Source organism: Streptomyces sp. NPDC017056 (assembly GCF_044332485.1).
In the GTDB taxonomy this organism is placed as follows: Bacteria; Actinomycetota; Actinomycetes; order Streptomycetales; family Streptomycetaceae; genus Streptomyces.
On the sequence record NZ_JBIRPD010000009.1, the window covers coordinates 112,881 to 138,423 of the forward strand.

23 protein-coding genes are annotated in these 25,543 nt (G+C 70.2%); 20 read left to right on the plus strand and 3 right to left on the minus strand.

Annotated features, from left to right (window positions below; translation table 11 throughout):
• Positions 1-343 precede the first annotated feature (343 nt).
• The 20 genes from thrB to ACH4OW_RS18170 all read left to right on the plus strand — a co-directional run bounded on the left by thrB (position 344) and on the right by ACH4OW_RS18170 (position 21,067).
• On the plus strand, positions 344-1,261 hold the full coding sequence (thrB, locus tag ACH4OW_RS18075) for a homoserine kinase (RefSeq protein WP_360132121.1): 918 nt from the start codon (positions 344-346) through the stop codon (positions 1,259-1,261).
• 361 nt (positions 1,262-1,622) lie between these two features.
• Positions 1,623-3,680, plus strand: coding sequence for a transcription termination factor Rho (rho, locus tag ACH4OW_RS18080; RefSeq protein WP_398028828.1), 2,058 nt, complete (start codon positions 1,623-1,625; stop codon positions 3,678-3,680).
• 377 nt (positions 3,681-4,057) lie between these two features.
• Positions 4,058-5,182 (plus strand): LCP family protein, encoded by a 1,125-nt coding sequence (locus ACH4OW_RS18085; protein ID WP_398028830.1) that lies wholly within the window; start codon positions 4,058-4,060, stop codon positions 5,180-5,182.
• A 174-nt stretch (positions 5,183-5,356) separates the two neighbouring features.
• Positions 5,357-5,581 (plus strand): 50S ribosomal protein L31, encoded by a 225-nt coding sequence (gene rpmE / locus ACH4OW_RS18090; protein WP_003981327.1) that lies wholly within the window; start codon positions 5,357-5,359, stop codon positions 5,579-5,581.
• Between the two features lie 158 nt (positions 5,582-5,739).
• Positions 5,740-6,819, plus strand: coding sequence for a peptide chain release factor 1 (gene prfA / locus ACH4OW_RS18095; protein WP_398029081.1), 1,080 nt, complete (start codon positions 5,740-5,742; stop codon positions 6,817-6,819).
• 100 nt (positions 6,820-6,919) lie between these two features.
• Positions 6,920-7,759 (plus strand): peptide chain release factor N(5)-glutamine methyltransferase, encoded by an 840-nt coding sequence (gene prmC, locus ACH4OW_RS18100; protein WP_030017734.1) that lies wholly within the window; start codon positions 6,920-6,922, stop codon positions 7,757-7,759.
• 53 nt (positions 7,760-7,812) lie between these two features.
• Positions 7,813-8,460, plus strand: coding sequence for an L-threonylcarbamoyladenylate synthase (locus ACH4OW_RS18105; RefSeq protein ID WP_360132112.1), 648 nt, complete (start codon positions 7,813-7,815; stop codon positions 8,458-8,460).
• The gene (locus ACH4OW_RS18110; RefSeq protein WP_398028833.1) at positions 8,457-9,119 is read left to right on the plus strand and encodes a protein-tyrosine-phosphatase; all 663 of its coding nucleotides are present in this window, start codon (positions 8,457-8,459) and stop codon (positions 9,117-9,119) included. Before ACH4OW_RS18105 ends, ACH4OW_RS18110 begins: the two co-directional genes overlap by 4 nt.
• Before the next feature lie 437 nt (positions 9,120-9,556).
• Positions 9,557-10,870: a serine hydroxymethyltransferase gene (gene glyA, locus ACH4OW_RS18115; protein ID WP_398028836.1), complete on the plus strand. Its 1,314-nt coding sequence runs from the start codon at positions 9,557-9,559 to the stop codon at positions 10,868-10,870.
• Positions 10,871-10,969: 99 nt separating this feature from the next.
• Positions 10,970-12,325 (plus strand): MraY family glycosyltransferase, encoded by a 1,356-nt coding sequence (locus ACH4OW_RS18120; protein WP_360132103.1) that lies wholly within the window; start codon positions 10,970-10,972, stop codon positions 12,323-12,325.
• A gap of 290 nt (positions 12,326-12,615) precedes the next feature.
• Complete coding sequence (locus ACH4OW_RS18125; protein WP_360132100.1) at positions 12,616-13,053, plus strand: hypothetical protein; 438 nt, start codon at positions 12,616-12,618, stop codon at positions 13,051-13,053.
• 279 nt (positions 13,054-13,332) lie between these two features.
• On the plus strand, positions 13,333-14,130 hold the full coding sequence (gene atpB, locus ACH4OW_RS18130; protein WP_360132311.1) for a F0F1 ATP synthase subunit A: 798 nt from the start codon (positions 13,333-13,335) through the stop codon (positions 14,128-14,130).
• Between the two features lie 80 nt (positions 14,131-14,210).
• Positions 14,211-14,450 (plus strand): ATP synthase F0 subunit C, encoded by a 240-nt coding sequence (atpE, locus tag ACH4OW_RS18135; RefSeq protein WP_030022192.1) that lies wholly within the window; start codon positions 14,211-14,213, stop codon positions 14,448-14,450.
• Positions 14,451-14,512: 62 nt separating this feature from the next.
• A complete protein-coding gene (locus ACH4OW_RS18140; RefSeq protein ID WP_398029083.1) occupies positions 14,513-15,061 on the plus strand; it encodes a F0F1 ATP synthase subunit B in 549 nt (182 codons plus the stop codon).
• The gene (locus ACH4OW_RS18145; protein ID WP_360132094.1) at positions 15,058-15,873 is read left to right on the plus strand and encodes a F0F1 ATP synthase subunit delta; all 816 of its coding nucleotides are present in this window, start codon (positions 15,058-15,060) and stop codon (positions 15,871-15,873) included. Before ACH4OW_RS18140 ends, ACH4OW_RS18145 begins: the two co-directional genes overlap by 4 nt.
• A 151-nt stretch (positions 15,874-16,024) precedes the next feature.
• The gene (atpA, locus tag ACH4OW_RS18150) at positions 16,025-17,617 is read left to right on the plus strand and encodes a F0F1 ATP synthase subunit alpha (RefSeq protein ID WP_398028839.1); all 1,593 of its coding nucleotides are present in this window, start codon (positions 16,025-16,027) and stop codon (positions 17,615-17,617) included.
• Between the two features lie 20 nt (positions 17,618-17,637).
• Complete coding sequence (locus ACH4OW_RS18155; protein WP_360132089.1) at positions 17,638-18,558, plus strand: F0F1 ATP synthase subunit gamma; 921 nt, start codon at positions 17,638-17,640, stop codon at positions 18,556-18,558.
• 5 nt (positions 18,559-18,563) lie between these two features.
• On the plus strand, positions 18,564-20,006 hold the full coding sequence (gene atpD / locus ACH4OW_RS18160; protein WP_360132086.1) for a F0F1 ATP synthase subunit beta: 1,443 nt from the start codon (positions 18,564-18,566) through the stop codon (positions 20,004-20,006).
• Between the two features lie 108 nt (positions 20,007-20,114).
• Entirely contained in the window at positions 20,115-20,498 is a 384-nt protein-coding gene (locus ACH4OW_RS18165) for a F0F1 ATP synthase subunit epsilon (protein WP_003981308.1), read from the plus strand.
• Between the two features lie 119 nt (positions 20,499-20,617).
• On the plus strand, positions 20,618-21,067 hold the full coding sequence (locus ACH4OW_RS18170) for a DUF2550 domain-containing protein (RefSeq protein WP_360132083.1): 450 nt from the start codon (positions 20,618-20,620) through the stop codon (positions 21,065-21,067).
• A 214-nt stretch (positions 21,068-21,281) separates the two neighbouring features.
• Here ACH4OW_RS18170 and ACH4OW_RS18175 read toward each other — a convergent pair whose 3' ends face one another.
• The 3 genes from ACH4OW_RS18175 to ACH4OW_RS18185 form a co-directional block, all read right to left on the minus strand.
• Positions 21,282-23,414, minus strand: coding sequence for a glycosyl hydrolase family 18 protein (locus ACH4OW_RS18175; protein WP_398028845.1), 2,133 nt, complete (start codon positions 23,412-23,414; stop codon positions 21,282-21,284).
• A 189-nt stretch (positions 23,415-23,603) separates the two neighbouring features.
• Positions 23,604-24,290, minus strand: coding sequence for a response regulator transcription factor (locus tag ACH4OW_RS18180; protein WP_360132079.1), 687 nt, complete (start codon positions 24,288-24,290; stop codon positions 23,604-23,606).
• Entirely contained in the window at positions 24,287-25,522 is a 1,236-nt protein-coding gene (locus ACH4OW_RS18185; protein ID WP_398028848.1) for a sensor histidine kinase, read from the minus strand. The genes ACH4OW_RS18180 and ACH4OW_RS18185 overlap by 4 nt, the downstream gene beginning before the upstream one ends.
• Positions 25,523-25,543 lie beyond the last annotated feature (21 nt).

Sequence of the window (25,543 nt, forward strand, 5' to 3'; positions counted from 1 at the left end):
TACCCGTACGGCCGGGCGCGTGTTCCCGCGCCGAACGGCGCGCGAAAAGGGGTTACGCGACCGGCGGGAACCCCGTAACCTCGGGATAGAGCAAACCCTGCAAAGGCTGCAAAGGCGGCCGTGGACGGCCGGCGGCGTGCGACACGCATCGCGCGCCTCCTGTGCGCCCTATGTCGCCACAGAACCTTCCTTCGATAGGCTGGCAGCCAACTCCCCTCCCCACGGCATGTCGCAGTGGTGTGCAGGGCAGGTCAGAACGGTCCCCACGAGCCGGCCGGGCACCCTGGTGCTGCGGCGCTCCGGGGCAGTGCCGCAGCATCACATCAAGGAGAGTCATCGAGCGATGGCCGGTCCAGCGTTCCGCGCCGCCGCCGTCCGGGTGCGCACCCCCGCGACCAGCGCCAATCTCGGTCCCGGCTTCGACGCCCTCGGGCTGTCCCTCGGGCTGTACGACGACGTCGTGGTGCGCGTGGCCGATTCCGGCCTGCACGTCGACATCGCGGGCGAGGGCGCCGAAACCCTGCCGCGCGACGAGAGCCACCTGCTCGTACGGTCCCTGCGCGCCGCCTTCGACCTGCTCGGCGGGCAGCCGCGCGGCCTGGAGATCGTGTGCGCCAACCGCATCCCGCACGGCCGTGGCCTGGGCTCCTCCTCCGCCGCGATCTGCGCCGGCATCGTCGCGGCCCGCGCCGTGACCATAGGCGGCGAGCAGCGGCTCGACGACGCGGCGCTGCTGGAACTGGCCACCGAGATCGAGGGCCATCCCGACAACGTGGCCGCCTGCCTGCTGGGCGGCTTCACCCTGGCCTGGACGGACACCGGCGCCGCGCGGGCCATCAGGATGGATCCCGCGGATTCCATCGTTCCGGTGGTCTTCGTGCCCGGGAAACCGGTGCTCACGGAGACCGCACGCGGACTGCTGCCGCGTACCGTCCCCCATGTGGACGCCGCGGCCAACGCCGGTCGCGCCGCGCTGCTCGTGGAGGCCCTGACCAGGCGCCCCGAGCTGCTGCTGGCCGCGACCGAGGACCGACTTCACCAGGAGTACCGTGCTCCCGCGATGCCCGAGAGCGTGGCCCTGGTGAACCGACTGCGCGCGGACGGCGTCCCCGCGGTCGTCTCCGGCGCGGGCCCCACGGTGCTCGCGCTGGTACAGGAGGAAGCGGCCGACAAGGTGGCCGGCCTTGCGGGCGAGGGGTGGGCGGCCAACCGGCTGGCCCTCGACGCGGCGGGCACCTCGGTGCTGCCGCTCGCCGGGTGATCGTCGATTGCCGGTCTTCGAGAGGGGGAATGTTTGTTGGATCCGGTAGTGTTAACCTCAAGTGAGTACGTGACGCCTCAGCGGCGCGGTACTTCGTGTCCCCCATCGGGACCACCTTTCTTCCGGGAGCCTCCCAAACTGCTTGGAGCAGTTGCCTGAGCAGAAGCGAGCACGCTCCGGAATCGGCGTGACGGACATGAGTCACAGACATCTCTTCGCGCCGGAACCATGAACTGATCTCTCCGCCATTTCCGGCGGGACCACCGCCCCGGCCAGGTCCGCAAGTACGGGACCGCAGCCGGACAGCACAACCGGTCGCCGAGCCAGACAGGCCGACGCCCGCTCCAGGGAAGGACCCTTCGTGAGCGACACCACCGATCTGATGGGCGTACGCACCGATGGCAGTGCCACCGCGCCCGCCACGGACGCTCCCGCCGCGCCTGCGCGGCGCCGCCGTTCCGGCACCGGCCTGGACGGCATGGTCCTGGCAGAGCTGCAGCAGGTCGCCTCCAGCCTCGGTATCAAGGGCACCGCGCGGATGCGCAAGAGCCAGCTGATCGAGGTCATCAAGGAGAAGCAGGCCGCCGGCTCCGGTTCCGGCGCCGCGGCCAAGGGCGACGCGCCCGCCGAGACCGAGACCAAGCCCAAGCGCCGGGCCACGTCCAAGGCCCGTACGGGCGAGGACGGCGACGCCAAGGCCGCGGGCAAGACGGCCAAGGCCGCCGCCGACAGCTCCGCAGGCCAGCAGCAGATCGACATCCCGGGCCAGCCCGGAGGCACCGCCACCGACGAGCAGCCGGCCGGCGAGCGCCGCCGGCGCCGCGCCACCGCCGCCGCGGGCAGCCCCGACGGCGCCGGCGAGGCGAAGGCCGAGGGCAAGTCCGAGGCGAAGGCCGACACCCGTACGGCGCCGCGCGAGGACGCCAAGGCCGAGGCCGCGGCGGACAGCGCCGAGGGCCGCCAGGGCAAGGGCGACCGCCAGGACCGCGGGGACCGCCAGGACCGCGGCCAGAAGGGCGACCGCCAGGGCCGCGGCGAGCGCGGCGAGCGCGGCCAGCGCGACCGCCGCAACAAGAACAACGACGGCGGCGACGGCGGCAACCAGCAGGGCGGCGGCAACCGCCAGCGCGACAACCGCGACAACCGTGACAACCGCCAGGACGACGACGACTTCGAGGGCGGGCGCCGCGGGCGCCGCGGCCGCTACCGCGACCGCCGCGGCCGCCGCGGCCGTGAGGACTTCGGCAACGAGCCGCAGGTCTCCGAGGACGACGTCCTGATCCCCGTCGCGGGCATCCTCGACATCCTCGACAACTACGCGTTCATCCGGACCTCCGGCTACCTGCCGGGCCCGAACGACGTGTACGTCTCGCTCGCCCAGGTCCGCAAGAACGGCCTGCGCAAGGGCGACCACGTCACCGGCGCGGTCCGCCAGCCCCGCGAGGGCGAGCGCCGCGAGAAGTTCAACGCGCTGGTGCGCCTGGACACCGTCAACAGCGTCGCGCCCGAACAGGGCCGCGGCCGCCCGGAGTTCGGCAAGCTGACGCCGCTTTACCCGCAGGAGCGGCTGCGCCTGGAAGGTGAGCCGGGCGCGCTGACGCCGCGGATCATCGACCTGGTCGCGCCGATCGGCAAGGGCCAGCGCGGTCTGATCGTGGCGCCGCCGAAGACCGGCAAGACCATGATCATGCAGGCGATCGCCAACTCGATCACCCGCAACAGCCCCGAGTGCCACCTGATGGTCGTCCTGGTCGACGAGCGTCCCGAAGAGGTCACCGACATGCAGCGGTCGGTCAAGGGCGAGGTCATCTCCTCGACCTTCGACCGTCCCGCCGAGGACCACACCACCGTCGCCGAGCTGGCCATCGAGCGCGCCAAGCGCCTGGTGGAGCTGGGCCACGACGTGGTCGTCCTGCTGGACTCGATCACCCGTCTGGGCCGTGCGTACAACCTCGCCGCGCCGGCGTCGGGCCGCATCCTGTCCGGTGGTGTCGACTCGACCGCGCTGTACCCGCCGAAGAAGTTCTTCGGTGCGGCGCGCAACATCGAGGACGGCGGCTCGCTGACGATCCTGGCCACCGCGCTGGTCGAGACCGGCTCGCGGATGGACGAGGTGATCTTCGAGGAGTTCAAGGGCACCGGCAACATGGAGCTCAAGCTCGACCGGAAGCTCTCGGACAAGCGCATCTTCCCGGCGGTGGACGTGGACGCGTCCAGCACCCGTAAGGAAGAGATCCTGATGGGCAGCGACGAGCTGGCCGTCGTCTGGAAGCTGCGCCGCGTGCTGCACGCCCTGGACCAGCAGCAGGCCATCGAGCTGCTGCTGGACAAGATGAAGCAGACGAAGTCCAACGCGGAGTTCCTGCTCCAGATCCAGAAGACGACCCCCGGCATGGGCAACGGCAACGGCAACGACTGAGGCCTGCCCGGGTCCCTGGCCGAGCGAAGGCGCTCGTACAAGCGCCGGACGCGGCCATAGCCGTACGGCAGAGCCCTCCCGGTCACTTCGGTGGCCGGGAGGGCTTCTCGCTGTCCGCAGAACCCGCAGATTGTTGCCTTGCGCACACGCGCAATGTCGGCGGATGCCTCCCTTCCACTTCCAGGGACCGGACGAAAGCCCTGGTCACAAGGGACGTAGCGCACTGCCGCCGGAGCCTTGCGGTGCCGTTTTCTAAGAATGGCTCTCAATCCCGCTGTGCAACCCTTCCGGTCTACCCCCCGTCTTTCAAAGCGCAACAAACCGTGGCTGAACGGTGACGGCGAGGGGCAGCCGAGAGAACGAGGACTGAGGAGCAGATGGCGGACAGCAGCAAGGCCGCGCAGGCGGCCACCGGCCGTTCCCGCGGCATACGCGCCACGGGCCGCCGGCGCAAGGGCCCGACCCGGCGCCGCCGTGCCCTGACGATCACCGTGTGCGCGCTGGTCAGCTGCGTGCTGCTCGGCGGCGCGGGACTCGGCTACGTCTACTTCAAGCTCAACGGCAACCTGAAGGGCGTCGACATCAACGCCGCCCTGGGCAAGAACCGGCCCCAGGACAACGACGACGGGTCGATGGACATCCTCGTCATGGGCTCGGACTCCCGGGCGGGCGCGAACGGCTCGTACGGCACGGACGAGGGCAACGCCCGCTCCGACACCGCGATGATCGTGCACGTCTACAAGGGCCACAAGAAGGCCAGCGTGGTCAGCATCCCGCGCGACACCATGGTCCAGCGCCCCGACTGCACCAAGGACGGCAAGAACATCCCGGGCCAGCGCAAGGCCATGTTCAACACCGCCTTCGAGGTCGGCGGGCCGGCCTGCGCCGTCAAGACCGTCGAGTCGATGAGCGGCATCCGTATGGACCACTTCGTCGAGGTCGACTTCACCGGCTTCAAGAAGCTCATCGACGCCCTGGGCGGCGTGGACATCACCACCACCAAGCCCATCCACGACAACAAGAGCCACCTGAACCTGGAGCCCGGCAAGCACACCCTCAACGGCGAGGACGCGCTCGGCCTCGTCCGCACCCGGCACGGCGTGCCCGGCGGCGACGGCAGCGACCTGGGCCGCATCCAGCTCCAGCAGACCTTCATCAAGGCGCTGATGAAGCAGGTCAAGAGCATCGGGCTGCTGTCCAACCCGGCGAAGCTCTACGGCATCGCCGACACCGCCACCAAGGCCATCACCACCGACACCGACCTGAACTCGGTCAACGCGCTCATGGGGCTCGCCAAGCAGATGGGCGGCATCGGGTCGGACAACATCGACATGGTGACGCTGCCGGTGACGTACGACCCGAAGAACCCCTCCCGCGTCCTGCCGCTGGAGAAGCAGTCGAAGCAGGTGTGGGACGCGCTGGGCCAGGACCGGGACATCCCGAAGGAAGCGATCAAGGATTCCGCAGGTGACAAGGGCGGAACCGGCAGTTACGTAAAGTAGCTGAACCGTTTCTTCCGCGCATTTCCCGGCACCCCGGCACCCCCGGGGAATACCTCCGGGCCCACCCCGGTTTTGGGAGATGCGACCAGTCCTGGCAGACTGGACCGTCGGCCCCGGTTCACGTGACGCAATCCGCGGAACGACCCGGAGCCCTCCCGAACCTAGGAGAATCCCTTGAAGCGCGACATCCACCCGGAGTACGTCGAGACCCAGGTCAGCTGCACCTGCGGCGCGTCGTTCACCACCCGTAGCACCGTGGCCGGCGGCACCATCCGTGCCGACATCTGCTCCGAGTGCCACCCGTTCTACACGGGCAAGCAGAAGATCCTCGACACCGGTGGCCGCGTGGCCCGCTTCGAGGCCCGCTTCGGCAAGGCCGCTGGCTCCGCCAAGAAGTAGCGACCCGCAAGGCGCCGGTTCCCGGTCGCCCCTCCGAGGGGCGGCCGGACCGGCGTTTTGTCGTCCAGGCCACGGATCAGGCCGGAGATCCGCGGCCGCGGCAGCGCGCCGCACAGGTGCCGGCAACCGGTATACACAGCCAGGTGAGGAACCCCACGATGTTCGAGGCGGTCGAGGAACTGATCGGCGAGCACGCCGATCTCGAAAAGCGGCTGGCCGACCCCGCGGTCCACGCCGACCAGCGCGAGGCCAAGCGGCTCAACAAGCGCTACTTCGAACTGACCCCGATCGTCACCACGTACCGCTCCTGGAAGCAGACCGGCGACGACATCGGCACCGCCCGCGAACTGGCCGCCGACGACCCCGACTTCGCCGACGAGGTCAAGGACCTCGAAGCCGCCCGCGAAGAGCTGACCGAGAAGCTGCGGCTGCTGCTCGTACCGCGCGACCCCAGCGACGACAAGGACGTCATCCTGGAGGTCAAGGCCGGCGAGGGCGGCGAGGAGTCCGCGCTGTTCGCCGGCGACCTCCTGCGCATGTACCTGCGCTACGCCGAGCGCGTCGGCTGGAAGACCGAGATCCTGGAAGCCAACGAGTCCGACCTCGGCGGCTACAAGGACGTCCAGGTCGCCGTGAAGACCAAGGGCGGCAACGGCGCCACCGAGCCCGGCCAGGGCGTGTGGGCCCGCCTGAAGTACGAGGGCGGGGTGCACCGCGTCCAGCGGGTGCCCGCCACCGAGTCCCAGGGCCGCATCCACACCTCGGCGGCCGGCGTGCTCGTCACGCCCGAGGCCGAGGAGGTCGAGGTCGAGATCGGCCCGAACGACCTGCGCATCGACGTCTACCGGTCCTCCGGGCCCGGCGGCCAGTCCGTCAACACCACCGACTCCGCCGTACGGATCACCCACCTGCCCACCGGCATCGTCGTCTCCTGCCAGAACGAGAAGAGCCAGCTCCAGAACAAGGAGCAGGCCCTGCGCATCCTGCGCTCGCGGCTGCTGGCCGCCGCCCAGGAAGAGGCCGAGAAGGAAGCCTCCGACGCCCGGCGCAGCCAGGTCCGCACCGTCGACCGCTCCGAACGCATCCGGACGTACAACTTCCCCGAGAACCGGATCTCGGACCACCGGGTCGGCTTCAAGGCGTACAACTTGGACCAGGTCCTCGACGGCGAGCTCGACCCGGTGATCCAGGCGTGCGTGGACGCCGACTCGGCCGCCAAGCTCGCGGCCGCCCAGTAAGCCCGTACAAGCCCGTAGAACGAGCCGGAGGAACAGCGTGCCGTCGCCTTCCGGGGGCCACGCCCCCCAGCGGCCCCGCCGCGGGCCCAGTCCCCGTACCGTGCTGCTCGCCGAAGTGGCCCAGGCCACCCAGCGGCTGGCCGACGCCGGCGTACCCTCGCCGCGCTTCGACGCGGAGGAACTCGCCGCGCACGTCCACGGCGTCAAGCGCGGCGAACTGCACCGCGTCCCCGACGCGGACTTCGACGCCCGCTACTGGGAAGCCGTCGCCCGCCGCGAGGCCCGCGAGCCGCTCCAGCACATCACCGGGCGCGCCTTCTTCCGCTACCTGGAGCTGCACGTCGGCCCCGGCGTCTTCGTACCCCGTCCGGAGACCGAGTCCGTCGTCGGCTGGGCGATAGACGCCGTACGGGCCATGGACGTCGTCGAACCGCTCATCGTCGACCTGTGCACGGGCTCCGGAGCCATCGCACTTGCCCTGGCCCAGGAAGTGCCGCGCTCCCGCGTGCACGCCGTCGAGCTGTCGGACGAGGCCATGCAGTGGGCACGCAAGAACGTCGAGGGGTCCCGCGTCGTTCTCCAGCAGGGCGACGCGCTGACCGCGCTACCCGAGCTGGACGGCCAGGTGGACCTGGTCATCTCCAACCCGCCGTACATCCCGCTGACCGAGTGGGAGTACGTCGCACCCGAGGCACGCGACCACGACCCCGAGCTCGCGCTGTTCTCGGGCCAGGACGGCCTGGACACCATCCGCGGCATCGAGCGGACCGCACACCGCCTGCTGCGGCCCGGCGGCGTCGTGGTCATCGAGCACGCCGACACCCAGGGCGGCCAGGTTCCGTGGATCTTCACCGAAGAGCGGGGCTGGGCCGACGCGGCCGACCACCCCGACCTGAACAACCGGCCCCGCTTCGCCACCGCGCGCAGGGCGACGCCATGACGAGCCCGGCCCCCACGAGTCATCTGTACGTTCCGCACGAGGAGGTCCGTTAAATGGCACGGCGTTACGACTGCAGCGACGCGACCGACCGCGCGACCGGTCTGCGCGAGGCCGCATCGGCCGTCCGTCGCGGCGAGCTGGTCGTGCTGCCGACCGACACCGTCTACGGCATCGGCGCGGACGCGTTCAGTGCCGAGGCCGTCGGTGACCTGCTCCAGGCCAAGGGCCGCGGGCGCGGCATGCCCTCGCCCGTGCTCGTCGGCTCCCCGAACACCCTCCACGGGCTCGTCACGGACTTCTCCGAGCAGGCATGGGAACTGGTCGACGCCTTCTGGCCCGGCGCGCTCACCCTGGTCGCCACCCACCAGCCGTCGCTGACCTGGGACCTGGGCGAGACCCGCGGCACGGTCGCGGTCCGCATGCCGCTGCACCCGGTCGCCATCGAGCTGCTCACCGAGTTCGGCCCGATGGCCGTCTCCAGCGCCAACCTCACCGGCCACCCGTCGCCGCAGGACTGCGACGCGGCCCAGGAAATGCTCGGCGACTCCGTCTCCGTCTACCTGGACGGCGGCCCGACCCCCGCCGCCGTGCCGTCCTCCATCGTGGACGTCACGGGCCCGGTGCCGATGCTGCTGCGCGCGGGCGCGATCAGCGCGGAGGAGCTGCGCAAGGTGGTACCGGACCTTGAGGTGGCGAATTGATTGCCCCCATGGGGCGTGGCATAGCGGGACCCGGCGAGGACACCTACCGCACCTTCCGCATCCTCCACGTCAGCACCGGCAACGTCTGCCGCTCGCCCATCACCGAGCGGCTCCACCGGCACGCCCTCGACCTGCGTCTGGGCGAGGACCGCGGCGGCCTGGTCGTGGAGAGCGCCGGCACCTGGGGCCACGAAGGCGCGCCCATGGAGACCCACGCCGCCACCGTTCTGGCCGATTACGGAGCGGATCCGGCCGATTTCACCGGCCGCGAGCTGCTGGACGAGCACGTCATCCGGGCCGACCTCGTCCTGACCGCCACCCGCGACCACCGTGCCCAGGTCATCTCCATGGGCCATTCGGCGGGACTGCGCACCTTCACGTTGAAGGAGTTCAACCGCCTCGTACGGGCCATAGACCCGGCCACGCTGCCCGAGCCCGACCCGGCGCTGCCCGGCGGCGGGCTGGTCGAGCGCGCCCGCGCCCTGGTCGGCGCCGCCGCCGCGCTGCGCGGCTGGCTGCTGGCACCGAACCCGGAGGCGGACGAGGTCTACGACCCGTACGGCGCGCCCATCACGTTCTTCCGCTCCATCGGCGACGAGATCAACCAGGCGCTGGACCCCGTGGTGACCGCCCTGACGGGAGTTCCGGCCCGCGCCTGACCCTCGGGGCGGCGGGACCGCGAACGGGGCTCTGGGGGGCGCGGAGGACGCTCTGCGGCTTCGTGGCGGCCGCGCTTGGGTAGGCCCCCGGTGGGGGGATGTGGCGTTCGATTCGGCCTGGAGGGGGGCGGCCGGGGTCTGGCGCGCCGCCTCGGGTTGCCGTGGCTTCGTGGCGGCGGCGCTTGGGTAGGCCCCCGGTGGGGGGACGTGGCGTTCGATTCGGCCTGGAGGACGGGCGGTCGGCCCCGGGCCCGGCGCCGCCTCGGGCCGCCGGGCTTCGTGGCGGCCGCCTTTGGGTAAGCCCCCGCTGGGGGGACGATCACGTTCGATTCGGTCTGTGGGGCGGGTAGCGCGTCCACGGGCGGCACATCCGGCGCGCCCGGATGGCGCTCCGCGCCTACATTGGGACTACGTTCCTACGAGGCCCGGAGCCAGCCATGTCCGCCACCACCGCGTCACCCCGGAGCGAGACCACGGCTGCCCGGCGGGCGGGCGGCTACGCGGTGCCCTCCTGGAGCCCCGACTTCGCCGCGCTGCTGGAGCAGGACCCGGAGATCGCCGGGGTGCTGCTGGGCGAGGCGGCGCGGCAGGGCGACGGGCTGCAGCTCGTCGCCGCCGAGAACTTCACCTCGCGGGCCGTGCTCGCCGCCCTCGGCTCCCCGCTCGCCAACAAGTACGCCGAGGGCTACCCCGGCGCCCGGCACCACGGCGGCTGCGAGGTCGTGGACCTCGCCGAGCGCCTCGCCGTGGAGCGCGCCACGGACCTGTTCGGCGCCGAGCACGCCAACGTCCAGCCGCACTCCGGCTCTTCGGCCGTGCTGGCCGCCTACGCCGCCTTGCTGCGCCCGGGGGACACCGTCCTGGCCATGGCGCTGCCGCACGGCGGGCACCTCACCCACGGTTCGCCCGCCAACTTCTCCGGCCGCTGGTTCGACTTCGCCGGGTACGGCGTCGATCCGCACACGGGGCTGCTGGACTACGAGGAGGTGCGCGAGCTGGCCCGCCGGCATCGGCCGAAAGCCATCGTCTGCGGCTCGATCTGTTATCCGCGGCATCTGGACTACGCCGTCTTCCGGGAGATCGCCGACGAGGTGGGCGCGTATCTCATCGCGGACGCCGCCCACCCCATCGGGCTGGTCGCCGGGGGAGTGGCGCCCAGTCCCGTGCCGTACGCGGACGTCGTGTGCGCCACCACCCACAAGGTCCTGCGCGGCCCCCGCGGCGGGATGATCCTGTGCCGCGCCGAGCTGGCCGAGCGCATCGACCGGGCCGTTTTCCCCTTCACCCAGGGCGGCGCTCAGATGAACTCCGTCGCCGCCAAGGCCGTCGCTTTCGGCGAGGCCGCCACCGATGCCTTCGCGGCCTACGCCCGGCAGGCCGTCGCCAACGCGCGGGCGTTGGCCGCCTCTCTGGAGGAGGAGGGGCTGACGGTCACCACCGGGGGTACGGACACCCACTTGATCACCGCCGATCCGGCGCCGCTGGGGGTGGACGCCCGTACGGCCAGGGGGCGTTGCGCGGCGGCGGGGATCGTGCTGGACACCTGTGCCCTGCCGTGTGCCGAGGACCCGTCGGGGCGCCGGCCGGGGCTGCGGCTGGGCGCCGCGGCGCTGACCACCCAGGGGATGGGCGAGGAGGAGGCCGTACGGGCCGGCGCGCTGCTCGCGGCGGCCGTCCGGGAGGACCCGCGGGCCCGCGCGGGAACCGTGGCATTGGTCCGGCGCTTTCCGCCATATCCCGATCGGGGCTGAGGCCGGGAACCGTTCGCCTGAGCGGGTTGTCTTCCCTTACGTTCACGGATAGGGGGCGGACACGCATATGGTGTGTGGCTGTGATGGCCAGCGATACCAATGGGGCAGCCCGTGCGTGAATACCTGCTGACGCTGTGCGTCACGGCCGCGGTCACTTACCTCCTGACCGGGCCGGTACGGAAATTCGCCATCGCGGCAGGCGCGATGCCGGAGATCCGCGCGCGTGACGTGCACCGCGAACCCACCCCGCGCCTCGGCGGCATCGCCATGTTCGGCGGGCTGTGCGCGGGTCTGCTGGTCGCCGCCCACCTCACCAACCTCAAGTCCGTCTTCGAGCACTCCAACGAGCCGCGCGCGCTGCTGTCGGGCGCCGCGCTGATCTGGGTGCTGGGCGTGCTGGACGACAAGTGGGGCGTGGACGCGCTGGTCAAGCTCGGCGGGCAGATGATCGCCGCCGGTGTGATGGTCCTTCAGGGCCTGACGATCCTGTGGATTCCGGTGCCCGGCATCGGCACCGTCTCGCTGAGCCCTTGGCAGGGCACGCTGCTGACGGTCGCTCTGGTCGTCATCACCATCAACGCCGTCAACTTCGTGGACGGCCTGGACGGGTTGGCCTCGGGCATGGTGTGCATCGCCGCCGCGGCCTTCTTCATGTACGCGTACCGGATGTGGTTCGGGTACGGCATCGAGGCGGCCGCGCCCGCGACGCTGTTCTCGGTCGTCCTGATGGGCATGTGCCTGGGCTTCCTGCCGCACAACATGCACCCGGCGCGGATCTTCATGGGGGATTCGGGCTCGATGCTGATCGGGCTGGTCATGGCGGCCGGCGCGGTCTCGGTGACCGGCCAGGTGGACCCGGACCTACTCAACCTGAAGGCGGGCAGCGTCCGCGAGGCCACCCACGCGATGGTGCCGGTCTACATCCCGCTGCTGCTGCCGCTGACGATCATCGCGGTGCCGGTCGCGGACCTGGTGCTGGCCATCGTGCGCCGTACCTGGAAGGGCCAGTCGCCGTTCGCCGCCGACCGCGGCCACCTGCACCACCGACTGCTGGAAATCGGCCATTCGCACAGCCGGGCCGTCCTGATCATGTACTTCTGGTCCGCGCTGATCGCCTTCGGCGCCGTGGCGTACTCGGTGAACAACGCCAGCGTGTGGGTCGTGATGGGCATCGTGCTGCTGAGCGCGATCGGGCTGGTGCTCCTGCTGCTGCCGCGGTTCACGCCGAGGGCGCCGCGCTGGGCGGAGTGGATGGTTCCGCCGCGGTACCGGCGCAGCGTGCAGGCGGCGGCCGTGGCCGCCGCGGCCGCCGAGAGCGCGGCGATCGAGGAGGCCGGGCATCCGGACGCCGCGGATGGGGGGCGGCGGCCGGTGCCGGCGGGGATCAACGGGGCCACTGCGATCGGCGACCGGTCGCGCTTCACGGACCGCCGGAAGGCCGGAAGTCATCGCTGAGACAGCGTGTCGCTCGCACGGGCGACGCTCGAAAATCCGCCCAATAGGTCCCATAGCAGACCGAAGATGAGTGTGTCGCGCTCCAACGCGCGGGTTACTGCTCACGTGTGACGGGTAGCACACCGAGCAGGTAAAGACCTCATCAAATAGTTTGTGATACCGTTCACGAAACCCGGCGACAGAGCCGAAGGACCGTAGTGCGACGGTCCATCGGCCTCAGGTTCTCCCTCAGGCCGGGTCTACGCTCGTCCCTGACGACACCACCCCCATTTTCCTGCCGGAGCGCCGCCATGCAGTCCACTGACGCCCGCCTACTTGCCAATGTCTCCGTACCCTCACTCGCCACCGGCGCCGTCGGCGTCGTGATCAGTGCTGTGGTCGCGGGCGGGCCGGGGGCGATCGGGGCGCTCATCGGAACGGTGCTGGTCCTGGTGTTGATGGGGTCCGGCCTGGTGGTCCTCCAGCAGACCGCGAAGCGCCTCCCCGATCTATTCCAGATGATGGGGCTGCTGCTGTACGCGGTGCAGATCCTGGCGGTCGCGATCTTCATGATCGTCTTCAAGGACACCACGCTCTTCAACGTCAGGGCGTTCGCCTTCACCCTGCTCGCCACGGTCCTGGTGTGGATCGCCTTCCAGGCCCGCAGCTATATGAAGGCAAGGATTCTCTACGTGAATCCCGAATCCGCCGAGTCGAAGAAGGCGGAAACCGCGGGGTCGCGGACGTGAGGCGTAGGGCCGGAATAAAAGCCCACGCGAGAGCCTGCTATCGTCCGGTGCCAACTGCGGCGCAGTCGGCGCAGGCGGCTGAGCTTCCAGGTCCCGAACGAGGGAACCGGTTGCGAGCCCGGCCGACGCCTGTGAACCGATCCGGCCCCGCGCCGGTCAGCTGCCCCCCAATCCGTAAGACCAGTCCAGTGCCGCACCGTGGCTCAATGCCGCGCCGACACAACGAGGTTGCCGTACCCATGCGCCACGCTGAAGGAGCTCGCGGTGAGTGCTGAAACGATGCTCGCCCTCGACACGGAGTGCCACCTCTTTATCCCGGGGTGTGGCTTCGAGGCCCCGGGCCTTCATTCGTTCGTCTTCGAGCCCCTTTTCACCATCGGTGGCTACGAGTTCAACAAGCCGATGCTGCTGGCTCTGCTCAGCACCGTGATCATCGTGGCGTTCTTCTGGGCCGCCTTCGGTCGCGCCAAGGTGGTGCCCGGCAAGCTGCAGATGATCGGCGAGGCGGGTTACGACTTCGTGCGCCGCGGGCTCGTCTACGACGCGCTCGGCAAGAAGGAGGGCGAGAAGTTCGTCCCCTTCATGGTCGCGCTGTTCTTCTTCGTGTGGATCATGAACTTGTGGTCGATCATTCCGCTCGCCCAGTTCCCGGTGACCTCGGTCATCGCGTTCCCCATGGGTCTGGCCCTGGTGGTGTACATCACCTGGCTGGTGCTGACGTTCAAGCGGCAGGGCTTCGTCGGCGGTCTGAAGAACCTCACCGGCTACGACAAGTCGCTCGGCTGGGTCCTCCCGCTGATCATGTTCCTGGAGCTGCTGCAGCACCTGATCATCCGGCCCTTCACGCATGCGGTCCGACTGTTCGCGAACATGTTCGCGGGCCACATGCTCATCCTGATGTTCACCGTCGCCAGCTGGTACCTGCTGAACGGCATCGGCATCGCCTACGCGGGCGTCTCGTTCGTCATGACCATCGTGATGACGGCTTTCGAGCTCTTCATCCAGGCCATCCAGGCGTACATCTTCGTGCTCCTGGCCTGTAACTACATCCAGGGCGCGCTCGCCGAGCACCACTGAGCCCCCAGGTACTCCAGCAGTCCCACCAGACGTCCGGTGGCCAACCCCCACCGGTCCATGAAAGAGAAGGAAGACACGGCATGTCCGCGACTCTCGAACTCGCCGCCGGCCTCACTGGCAACGTCGCTTCGATCGGCTACGGCCTCGCCGCCATCGGCCCCGGCGTCGGCGTCGGCATCATCTTCGGTAACGGCACCCAGGCCCTGGCCCGCCAGCCCGAGGCCGCCGGCCTGATCCGCACCAACCAGATCATGGGCTTCGCCTTCTGCGAGGCGCTCGCCCTCATCGGCATCGTCATGGGCTACGCGTACCCGTCCTAATCACGGAACGCACCGACGACGCCACTTAGACGGAAGGCATTGATGTGAGCGCCCTGGTGAACATGGCGGCGGAGGTTCCTGAGAACCCCCTCGTCCCGCCGATTCCAGAGCTGGTCATCGGCCTGATCGCTTTCTTCATCGTCTTCGGCTTCCTCGCGAAGAAGCTCCTCCCGAACATCAACAAGGTTCTGGACGAGCGCCGCGTGAAGATCGAAGGCGGTATCGAGAAGGCGGAGGCCCTACAGGCCGAAGCCCAGCAGGTCCTGGAGGACTACCGGTCCCAGCTCGCCGACGCGCGCCACGAGGCCGCCCGGCTGCGCCAGGAGGCGCAGGAGCAGGGAGCGACCCTGATCGCCGAGATGCGCGCCGAGGGCCAGCGGCAGCGTGAGGAGATCATCGCTGCCGGCCACGCGCAGATCGAGGCGGACCGCAAGCAGGCCGCGCAGTCGCTGCGCCAGGACGTGGGCAAGCTCGCCACCGACCTGGCGGGCAAGCTGGTCGGCGAGTCCCTCGAGGACCACGCCCGCCAGAGCCGGACCATCGACCGCTTCCTCGACGAGCTTGAGGCCAAGGCGGCGTCGGACTCGACGAAGGCAGAGGCCGGCCGATGAATGGAGCGAGCCGCGAGGCACTCGCCTCCGCACGCGAGCAGCTCGACGCGCTGACGGACAACATTGCCGTCGACGCCGCGAAGCTCGCCGAGGAGCTGGCTGCCGTCACCGCTCTGCTCGACCGCGAGGTGTCGCTGCGTCGGGTCCTCACCGACCCGGCGCAGGCCGGCGAGGCCAAGGCCGAGCTGGCCGGGCGTCTGTTCGGCGGCCAGGTCGGCGGCGAGACCGTCGACCTGCTCTCCGGCATGGTCCGCTCCCGCTGGTCGCGCTCGCGCGACCTGGCGGACGCGACGGAGGAGCTGGCGTACTCCGCCGACCTCGTCGCGGCGCAGCGGGCCGGCGCCCTCGACGACGTCGAGGACGAGCTGTTCCGGTTCGGCCGCATCGTGGCCTCGTCGAACGACCTGCGGGCCGCGCTGACCGACCGCACCGCGCAGGGCCCGGCCAAGGCCGAGCTGCTGCGCTCGCTGCTGGGCGGCCGGTCCAACCCGGTCACCGAGCGGGTCGTGGTCCGGCTTGTCGCACAGCCGCGGGGCCGTAGCCTGGAAGCGGGGCTGGACGCCCTGTCGAAGCTGGCCGCGGCGCGCCGGGACCGGATGGTCGCGGTGGTCACCTCCGCGGTTCCGCTCAGCGACACCCAGCGGCAGCGCCTCGGCGCGGCACTGGCTTCGGTGTACGGACGGCAGGTCCACCTGAACCTCGACGTGGACCCCGAGGTCCTCGGCGGAGTGCAGGTCCGGATCGGCGACGAGGTCATCAACGGCACCATCGCGGAGCGCCTCGACGAGGCGTCCCGGCGGATGGCCGGCTGACCCACCCACCAACTCAAGAAGTAGTACGGCGGCCCGAGTTGGGCCGTGGACGCAGTGACATCACGGGGGCAACCGCCCCTGCCTGCGGCGGGGGGACGTGCATGACCCCCGTAAACGACGACGGGCCCAACAAGGAGAGCAGGGAACCCAGATGGCGGAGCTCACGATCCGGCCGGAGGAGATCCGGGACGCGCTGGAGAACTTCGTCCAGGCGTACAAGCCGGACGCGGCCTCGCGCGAGGAGGTCGGGACGGTCAGCGAGGCCGGTGACGGCATCGCGAAGGTCGAGGGTCTTCCCTCGGCGATGGCGAACGAGCTGCTGAAGTTCGAGGACGGCACGCTCGGTCTTGCGCTGAACCTGGAAGAGCGCGAGATCGGTGCGGTTGTCCTCGGTGAGTTCAGCGGTATCGAGGAGGGCCAGCCGGTGCGCCGCACCGGTGAGGTGCTCTCGGTCGCCGTGGGCGAGGGTTACCTCGGCCGCGTCGTCGACCCGCTGGGCAACCCGGTCGACGGCCTCGGCGAGATCGAGTCCGAGGGCCGCCGCGCCCTGGAGCTCCAGGCTCCGGGCGTCATGGTCCGCAAGTCGGTCCACGAGCCGATGCAGACCGGCTACAAGGCCGTCGACTCGATGGTGCCGATCGGCCGCGGCCAGCGTCAGCTGATCATCGGCGACCGCCAGACGGGCAAGACCGCCCTGGCCGTCGACACGATCATCAACCAGCGCGACAACTGGCGTTCCGGCGACCCGAAGAAGCAGGTCCGCTGCATCTACGTCGCCATCGGCCAGAAGGGCTCCACCATCGCGTCCGTGCGCGGCGCGCTGGAGGAGGCCGGTGCCCTGGAGTACACCACCATCGTCGCCGCCCCGGCGTCCGACCCGGCGGGCTTCAAGTACCTGGCGCCCTACACCGGCTCGGCCATCGGCCAGCACTGGATGTACCAGGGCAAGCACGTCCTGATCATCTTCGACGACCTCTCGAAGCAGGCCGACGCCTACCGCGCCGTGTCCCTGCTGCTGCGCCGTCCGCCGGGCCGTGAGGCGTACCCGGGTGACGTCTTCTACCTGCACTCCCGCCTGCTGGAGCGCTGCGCGAAGCTCTCCGACGAGCTCGGCGCCGGTTCGATGACGGGCCTGCCGATCGTCGAGACCAAGGCGAACGACGTGTCGGCGTTCATCCCGACCAACGTCATCTCCATCACCGACGGCCAGTGCTTCCTGGAGTCCGACCTGTTCAACGCGGGCCAGCGCCCGGCGCTGAACGTCGGTATCTCGGTCTCCCGCGTCGGTGGCTCGGCCCAGCACAAGGCCATGCGCCAGGTCTCCGGCCGGCTCCGCGTGGACCTCGCCCAGTTCCGTGAGCTGGAGGCGTTCGCCGCCTTCGGTTCCGACCTGGACGCGGCCTCCAAGGCCCAGCTCGCCCGTGGTCAGCGCATGACCGAGCTGCTCAAGCAGGGTCAGTACGCCCCGTACCCCGTCGAGGAGCAGGTCGTCTCCATCTGGGCCGGCACCAACGGCCACATGGACGACGTCCCGGTCGAGGACGTCCGCCGCTTCGAGCGCGAGCTGCTGGACTGGATGGGCCGCGAGAAGAAGGAGCTGCTCACCAGCATCGCCGAGGGCGCCAAGATGTCCGACGACACCATCCAGGCTCTCGCCGACACCGTCACCGCCTTCAAGCAGCAGTTCGAGACCTCGGACGGCAAGCTTCTCGGTGAGGACGCTCCGGTCAGCACGAGCAAGTGACGACGGAAGGGACCTGATCCATGGGAGCCAAGCTCCGGGTCTACAAGCGTCGCATCCGCTCCGTCACCGCGACCAAGAAGATCACCAAGGCGATGGAGATGATCGCCGCCTCGCGCATCGTCAAGGCGCAGCGCCAGGTGGCGGCATCGACGCCGTACGCGAGTGAACTGACCCGCGCGGTGACGGCGGTTGCCACCGGCTCGAACACCAAGCACGCCCTGACGACCGAGGCGGACAACCCCACGCGGGCCGCGGTGCTGCTCATCACGAGCGACCGCGGTCTGGCGGGCGGCTACTCCTCCAACGCCATCAAGGCCGCCGAGCAGCTCACCGAGCGGCTCAAGGCCGAGGGCAAGGAGGTCGACTCCTACATCGTCGGCCGCAAGGGTGTCTCGTACTACTCGTTCCGTGAGCGCAAGGTCACGGACTCGTGGACCGGCTTCACCGACAGCCCGACGTACGCGGACGCCAAGGCCGTCGCCGGGCCGCTGATCGCCGCCGTCCAGCAGGACACGGCCGAGGGCGGCGTGGACGAGCTGCACATCGTCTACACCGAGTTCGTCTCGATGATGACGCAGACGCCGGTCGACAACCGGCTGCTGCCGCTCAGCCTCGAAGAGACGGCCGAGGAGGCGCAGGAGTCGGCCAAGGGCGAGATCCTGCCGCTGTTCGACTTCGAGCCGTCGGCGGAGGACGTCCTGGACGCCCTGCTGCCGCGGTACGTCGAGTCGCGCATCTACAACGCGCTGCTGCAGGCCGCCGCCTCGAAGCACGCCGCCACGCGGCGCGCGATGAAGTCGGCGACCGACAACGCGGAAGAACTCATCAAGTCGCTCTCGCGGCTTGCCAACGCGGCCCGCCAGGCCGAAATCACCCAGGAAATCAGCGAGATCGTCGGTGGCGCGAGCGCACTGGCCGACGCGACCGCGGGGAGTGACTGACAACTATGACCACCACTGTTGAGACGGCCACGGCGACGGGCCGCGTCGCGCGGGTCATCGGCCCGGTCGTCGACGTGGAGTTCCCCGTCGACGCGATGCCGGACATCTACAACGCGCTGACCGTCGAGGTCCTCGACCCGGCCGAGGCCGGCAAGAAGAAGACGCTGACCCTTGAGGTCGCCCAGCACCTGGGTGACGGCGTGGTCCGCGCGATCTCGATGCAGCCCACCGACGGCCTGGTCCGCCAGGCCGCGGTGACCGACACCGGCGAGGGCATCACCGTGCCCGTCGGTGACGTCACCAAGGGCAAGGTGTTCAACACCCTCGGCGAGATCCTGAACGTGGACCCGTCCACGGTCGAGGTCAACGAGCGCTGGCCGATCCACCGCAAGGCCCCCAGCTTCGACCAGCTGGAGTCCAAGACCGAGATGTTCGAGACCGGCGTCAAGGTCATCGACCTGCTGACCCCGTACGTCAAGGGCGGCAAGATCGGTCTGTTCGGTGGTGCGGGCGTCGGCAAGACCGTCCTCATCCAGGAAATGATCTACCGCGTGGCCAACAACCACGACGGTGTGTCGGTGTTCGCCGGTGTCGGCGAGCGCACCCGTGAGGGCAACGACCTCATCGAGGAGATGACGGACTCCGGCGTCATCGACAAGACCGCGCTGGTCTTCGGCCAGATGGACGAGCCCCCGGGCACCCGTCTGCGGGTGGCGCTGGCCGGTCTGACGATGGCGGAGTACTTCCGTGACGTCCAGAAGCAGGACGTCCTCTTCTTCATCGACAACATCTTCCGGTACACCCAGGCGGGTTCCGAGGTGTCCACCCTGCTCGGCCGCATGCCGTCCGCGGTGGGTTACCAGCCGAACCTGGCGGACGAGATGGGCCTCCTCCAGGAGCGCATCACCTCGACCCGTGGTCACTCGATCACCTCGATGCAGGCGATCTACGTCCCCGCGGACGACCTGACCGACCCGGCGCCGGCCACCACCTTCGCCCACCTGGACGCGACCACCGTTCTGTCGCGTCCGATCTCGGAGAAGGGCATCTACCCGGCGGTGGACCCGCTGGACTCGACGTCCCGCATCCTGGACCCGCGCTACATCTCGCAGGACCACTACAGCTGTGCCTCGCGGGTCAAGACGATCCTGCAGAAGTACAAGGACCTGCAGGACATCATCGCGATCCTCGGCATCGACGAGCTGGGCGAGGAGGACAAGCTCACCGTCCACCGCGCCCGCCGCATCGAGCGCTTCCTGTCGCAGAACACCCACGTGGCGAAGCAGTTCACCGGTGTCGACGGCTCGGACGTGTCGCTGGACGAGTCCATCGCGGCGTTCAACGCGATCGCCGACGGCGAGTACGACCACTTCCCCGAGCAGGCGTTCTTCATGTGCGGTGGCCTCGAGGACCTGAAGGCGAACGCCAAGGAGCTGGGCGTCTCCTGACGGCCGGCCTCGTTCCGGGGGCGGCCATGGCCGCCCCCGGTCCGTACGACCACTAGTATTTGACCCAACATCTGCCGTACCCGGCAGGTGGAGACCCGAGGAGCCATCGTGGCTGAGCTGCACGTCGAGTTGGTCGCCGCCGACCGTCAGGTCTGGTCGGGCGAGGCCAGCCTGGTCGTCGCGCGCACCTCGTCGGGCGACATCGGCGTCATGCCGGGGCACCAGCCGCTGCTCGGCGTGCTGGAATCCGGCCCGGTGACGATTCGTACGACCGGCGAGGACGGTGACGGCACCGTCGTCGCCGCCGTGCACGGCGGCTTCATCTCGTTCGCCGACAACAAGCTGTCTCTGCTCGCGGAGATCGCCGAGCTGTCGGACGAGATCGATGTCCAGCGCGCGGAGCGGGCCTTGGAGCGGGCGAAGTCGGAGGCCGACGCGGCCGCCGAGCGCCGCGCCGATGTCCGGCTGCGTGCGGTGGCGGGCGTGCACTGAGCCCACCACCGACGAGGCAAGTCCCTCAGCCGCGGGCTGCGCTGGTTTCCACCAGGGCGGTCCGCGGCTGAGGCAATGCAGGTGCGTTCCCCGGATACGAGGCGAGGAGGTCGGTGGAGATGGTCCTCGCTCTGCTTGTGAGCGGCGCGGTTGTCGTACTGGTGCTGCTGGGGCTCTTCGTCTTCGGACTGCGCAGACGGCTCATCCAGCGCTCCGGCGGCACCTTCGACTGCAGCCTGCGGTGGAACGTGCCCGACGAGGAGGCCGAGCCCAGCGGCAAAGGCTGGATCTACGGCGTCGCGCGCTACAACGGTGACCGCGTCGAGTGGTTCCGCGTCTTCTCGTACGCGCCCCGTCCGCGCCGTGTCCTGGAGCGCTTCTCCATTGAGGTGCTGGAGCGGCGCACCCCGCAGGGCGAGGAAGAGCTGGCCCTGCTCTCCGACTCCGTCGTGCTCGCCTGCCGCCACCGCGGTACGAGGCTGGAGCTGGCCATGAGCGAAGACGCCCTGACGGGCTTCCTGGCCTGGCTGGAGGCGGCGCCTCCGGGGCAACGAGTCAATGTGGCTTGAATAAGAGGGGTTCGTTGATTGGGGGTCCCCCCGGACGGAGTCTGGGGGAGAGTCAATGTGGCTTGAATAAGAGGGGTTCGTTGGTTGGGGGTCCCCCCGGACGGAGTCTGGGGGAGGGTGAACGTGGCCTGAGGCCGTACTTCGGCTGGAACGGCCGGAGGCCGGGAAGGCGGGGGCGACGCCGCCTCCCCGGCCGGTCGGGGGTGCGGCCGGGTTACTTCAAGCCGCTGTCGATGGCGGTCATCAGTTCACCGTCGGCCGTGTCGCCGCTGAATTCCCAGAAGAACGCGCCGCCCAGTCCCTGCTGCTTGGCGTAGTTCATCTTGCCGACGATCGTCGCCGGGGTGTCGTAGCTCCACCAGTTGCTGCCGCAGCGCGCGTAGGCGGTGCCGGCGACGGTGCCGGTGGACGGGCAGCTCGTCTTGAGGATCCTGTAGTCCTCGATGCCCGCCTCGTACTTGCCGGGGGCCGGGCCGGTGGCGGTGCCGCCGGGGGCGTCCTGGGTGACGCCGGTCCAGCCGCGCCCGTAGAAGCCGATGCCGATCAGCAGCTTCTTCGCGGGGACGCCCTTGGCCTTGAGCTTCTGCAGGGCCGCGTCGGTGTTGAAGCCCTGCTTCGGGATGCCGGTGTAGGACGTCAGGGGCGAGTGGGGGGCGGTGGGGCCGGTCTTGTCCCAGGCGCCGAAGAAGTCGTACGTCATGACGTTGTACCAGTCGGCGTACTGCGCGCCGCCGCCGTAGTCGGCCGCGTCGATCTTGCCGCCGTCCGAGCCGTCGGCGGTGATCGCTGCGGTGACCAGCTGCTTGCCGAACTTGTCACGGAACGCCTTCATCATGGTGCTGAAGGCCGCCGGGCCGCTGGTGTCGCAGGTCAGGCCGCAGGCGTTGGGGTACTCCCAGTCCAGGTCGATGCCGTCGAAGAGGCCGGCCCAGCGCGGGTCGTTGACCAGCTGGTAGCAGGAGTCGGCGAAGGCCGCGGGGTTCTTGACGGCGTCGGTGAAGCCGCCGGACCAGGTCCAGCCGCCGAAGGACCACAGGATCTTGATGTTCGGGTACTTCGCCTTGAGCTTCTTGAGCTGGTTGAAGTTGCCGCGCAGCGGCTGGTCCCAGGTGTCGGCGACGCCGTCCACGCTCTGGTCGGCGGTGTACGCCTTGTCGGTGGCCGCGTAGGCGTCGCCGACGGTGCACTTGCCGCCCTGGACGTTGCCGAAGGCGTAGTTGACGTGCGTCAGCTTGCTCGCGGAGCCGGAGGTGACCAGGTTCTTCACGTGGTAGTTGCGGTCGTAGACGCCCCACTCGGTGAAGTAGCCCAGCTTGACGGCGTCGACCGGCTGTCCGCCGCCGCCGGTGGTGCGGACGGTGGTGGGGGCGCTGGCGGGGCCGGTCTGGTCGGCGGTGTCGCGGGCGACGACCGTGTAGGTGTAGTCGGTGCCCTTGGTGAGGCCGCTGTCGGTGTAGGCCAGCTTCTCGACCGTGGCGACCTTCGTGCCGTCGCGCAGCACGTCGTAGTTCTTGACGCCCTTGTCGTCGGTGGCCGCGGTCCAGCTGAGGCGTACGGAGGTGTCGGTGATGTCGCTCGCCACCGGCTTGCCGGGCGCGGAGGGCGGGGTGTCACCGGGCTGTCCGCCGCCGGTGGTGCGGACGGTGGTGGGGGTGCTGGCGGGGCCGGTCTGGTCGGCGGTGTCGCGGGCGACGACCGTGTAGGTGTAGTCGGTGTCCTTCGTCAGGCCGCTGTCGGTGTAGGCGAGCTTCTCGACGGTGGCGACCTTGGTGCCGTTGCGGAGGATGTCGTAGTTCTTGACGCCCTTGTCGTCGGTGGCCGCGGTCCAGCTGAGGCGTACGGAGGTGTCGGTGACGTTGCTCGCCACCGGCTTGCCGGGCGCGGAGGGCGGGGTGTCGCCGGGCTGCGTACCGTCGCAGGGGCCGCCGTTGAGCTTGCAGCCGGTCACGTCGCCGCCGCCGGAGCCGGTGCCGATGAACCCGAAGCTGACCGAGGCACCGGGGGAGATGGTGCCGTTCCAGCTGAGGTTCTTGGCGGTGTAGTGCCCGTTCGAGCCGCTGACCTGGGCGTCCCAGGCGGAGCCGACGGTGGTGCCGGAGGGGAAGTCCCACTCGACGGTCCAGCCGTTGATGGTGGTGGTGCCGGTGTTCTTCACCGTCCACTGCCCCTGGAAGCCGGTACCCCAGTCGGAGACCTTGGTGTACGCGGCGGTCGCCGACTCGGCGGCGTGCGCCGGGGAGGCACCGGCCAGGCCGATGAGCGCGGCCACGGGCAGGAGGAGGGCGGTGAGGGCCGCGAGGGCTCTTCGTCGGGCGTGGGTGGTGCGTATCAAGGTTCCGGGTGTCACGGATGCTCCCAGGTAAGGGGGTGGGGAAGGTGGGGGAACCTGCGCCGCCCGGTGAGCGCTGTGGGGCGCGCTCACCGCAAAGATGTGAAGGGAGCGTAAAAAGGTCCAGACCTACGGTCAAGAGGTCTGGACCAAAGTGGGTGGCGCCCTCCGCCGCGCCGCGCGGGACCGCGGCGGCCGCTACCCGTATCAGCCGTCGCTGACACCCAATTCCTGCGCCAATACCGCCGCTTGCACCCGGCTGCGCAGCTCCAGCTTCCCCAGCAGGCGGCTGACGTGCGTCTTGACGGTGGCCTCCGCCATCTCCAGGCGTTCCGCGATGCCGGCGTTCGACAGGCCCATGCCCAGGCAGCCCAGCACCTCGCGCTCGCGGCGGGTCAGCGCGTCCAGGACGGCCGGGTCCGGCGCAGAGCCGCTCCCCGGCTGCCGTACGCCGCGGGGGTTGGCGAACTCCGCGATCAGCCGGCGGGTCACCGCAGGGGCGATCAGCCCCTCGCCCGCGGCCACCGTGCGCACCGCGTCCAGCAGCGCCGCCGCCTCGCTGTCCTTGAGCAGGAACCCGGCGGCGCCGGCGCGCAGCGCCCCGAACACGTACTCGTCCAGGTCGAAGGTGGTCAGCACCAGCACGTCCGCCAATCCCTCGGCGACGATCTCCCGGGTGGCCGACACGCCGTCCAGCTTGGGCATCTGAACATCCATCAGTACGAGGTCGGGCCGCAGCTCGCGGGCCAGCCGTACCGCCTCCTCGCCGTCCGCGGCCTCCCCCGCCACCTCGATGTCGGCGGCGGAGCGCAGGATCAGTACGAGGCCGGCCCGCACGGCGGACTGGTCCTCGGCGATCAGTACCCGGACCGGGCGGCCGGTGGCAGCTGTCATCGTTCCTCTTCCTCCTCGCGGACCGGCAGGGTGGCCCGCACCCGCCATATCTTGCTGCCGCCGTGCCCGCCGCCGTCCTCCGGACCGGCCTCGAAGCGGCCGCCGAGCAGTTCGATCCGCTCCCGCATGCCGATCAGGCCGGCGCCGGAGCCGGGCGCGCGTGGCCCGGGCCGGTCGCCGAAGGGGCTGGTGACGTGGACGGTGAGCGGGCCGCCGGTGTCGTGGGCGAGGCGGACCACGACCTCGCCGGGCGCGGCGTGCTTGAGCGCGTTGGTCAGGGATTCCTGCACGATGCGGTACGCGGCCAGTTCGACCGGCGCGGGCAGCCGCGTGCCGCCGCCCGCGTCCCTGGCGTCCTCCAGGGTGAACGTCAGGCCGCTGCTCGCCCCGTTGACGCGGGCCTGCGCCAGCAGCGCCTCGACCCCCTCCAGCGTCGGCGTCGCCTGGGCCTCCGCCGCACCGCCGGGGGCCTTCTCGTCCCGCAGCAGCCCGATCAGGCGCCGCATCTCGGCGAGGCCCTGGACGCTGTTCTCGCGGATCACGCCGAGCGCCTCGCGGCTGGCCGCCGGGTCGTCTATGGCCTGCGCGGCCGTGGAGTGGATCGCGATGGCGGACAGGTGGTTGGCGACCATGTCGTGCAGTTCGCGGGCCATCCGGGCGCGTTCCGCCACGATGGCCTGCGTACGGTCCATCTCGGCCAGCAGCGCGACCTGTTCGGCCTCCAGCCGGGCGGCCAGGGCGGCGTTGCGGTGCTCGCGGATGATGACGCCGGTCCAGGCGGGGCCGACGGTGATCACGCCGACGCCGACGCCGATCAGCAGGGCCTGGGGGTCCCGCAGGATCGCCGCCGGGACGATGGTGGCGACGACGGTGAGCAGGATGCTGATGACCGGCACGCGCCGGGCGGTGGCCGGCGGCCCGTACAGCACCGCGGCGTACATGATGTCGGTGAACATCACGACCGTGGCGACCAGTCCGGAGCTGGACACGTCCACGGCGAGCGCGGCGGTGGCCACGGCCAGCGAGGTCCGCGGGGCGACGCGGCGCAGCAGTTCGGCACCGGACATGGCGGCCAGGGCCACCAGCGCCAGCCAGCCGGGCAGGTCCAGCAGCGGGGGGCCGGTGCGCAGCCCCAGCCCGTACAGCAGCAGGCCGCCGAGCAGCCCGCAGACCGCGATGCGCACGTCGTCGCGGTGCGGCCGTGCGAGGGCGGCGAAGGGTCGTGCGGTCACGTCTCCATCAAACACGGCGGC

Coding starts and splice junctions, on each gene's coding strand:
- ACH4OW_RS18155 (WP_360132089.1), top strand. CDS start 17,638: ATGGGAGCCAAGCTCCGGGTCTACAAGCGTCGCATCCGCTCCGTCACC.
- ACH4OW_RS18180 (WP_360132079.1), bottom strand. CDS start 24,290: ATGACAGCTGCCACCGGCCGCCCGGTCCGGGTACTGATCGCCGAGGAC.
- ACH4OW_RS18120 (WP_360132103.1), top strand. CDS start 10,970: ATGGGGCAGCCCGTGCGTGAATACCTGCTGACGCTGTGCGTCACGGCC.
- ACH4OW_RS18085 (WP_398028830.1), top strand. CDS start 4,058: ATGGCGGACAGCAGCAAGGCCGCGCAGGCGGCCACCGGCCGTTCCCGC.
- atpD (WP_360132086.1), top strand. CDS start 18,564: ATGACCACCACTGTTGAGACGGCCACGGCGACGGGCCGCGTCGCGCGG.
- ACH4OW_RS18140 (WP_398029083.1), top strand. CDS start 14,513: ATGGCGGCGGAGGTTCCTGAGAACCCCCTCGTCCCGCCGATTCCAGAG.
- ACH4OW_RS18145 (WP_360132094.1), top strand. CDS start 15,058: ATGAATGGAGCGAGCCGCGAGGCACTCGCCTCCGCACGCGAGCAGCTC.
- ACH4OW_RS18170 (WP_360132083.1), top strand. CDS start 20,618: ATGGTCCTCGCTCTGCTTGTGAGCGGCGCGGTTGTCGTACTGGTGCTG.
- atpB (WP_360132311.1), top strand. CDS start 13,333: ATGCTCGCCCTCGACACGGAGTGCCACCTCTTTATCCCGGGGTGTGGC.
- glyA (WP_398028836.1), top strand. CDS start 9,557: ATGTCCGCCACCACCGCGTCACCCCGGAGCGAGACCACGGCTGCCCGG.
- prfA (WP_398029081.1), top strand. CDS start 5,740: ATGTTCGAGGCGGTCGAGGAACTGATCGGCGAGCACGCCGATCTCGAA.
- atpE (WP_030022192.1), top strand. CDS start 14,211: ATGTCCGCGACTCTCGAACTCGCCGCCGGCCTCACTGGCAACGTCGCT.
- ACH4OW_RS18125 (WP_360132100.1), top strand. CDS start 12,616: ATGCAGTCCACTGACGCCCGCCTACTTGCCAATGTCTCCGTACCCTCA.
- thrB (WP_360132121.1), top strand. CDS start 344: ATGGCCGGTCCAGCGTTCCGCGCCGCCGCCGTCCGGGTGCGCACCCCC.
- ACH4OW_RS18105 (WP_360132112.1), top strand. CDS start 7,813: ATGGCACGGCGTTACGACTGCAGCGACGCGACCGACCGCGCGACCGGT.
- atpA (WP_398028839.1), top strand. CDS start 16,025: ATGGCGGAGCTCACGATCCGGCCGGAGGAGATCCGGGACGCGCTGGAG.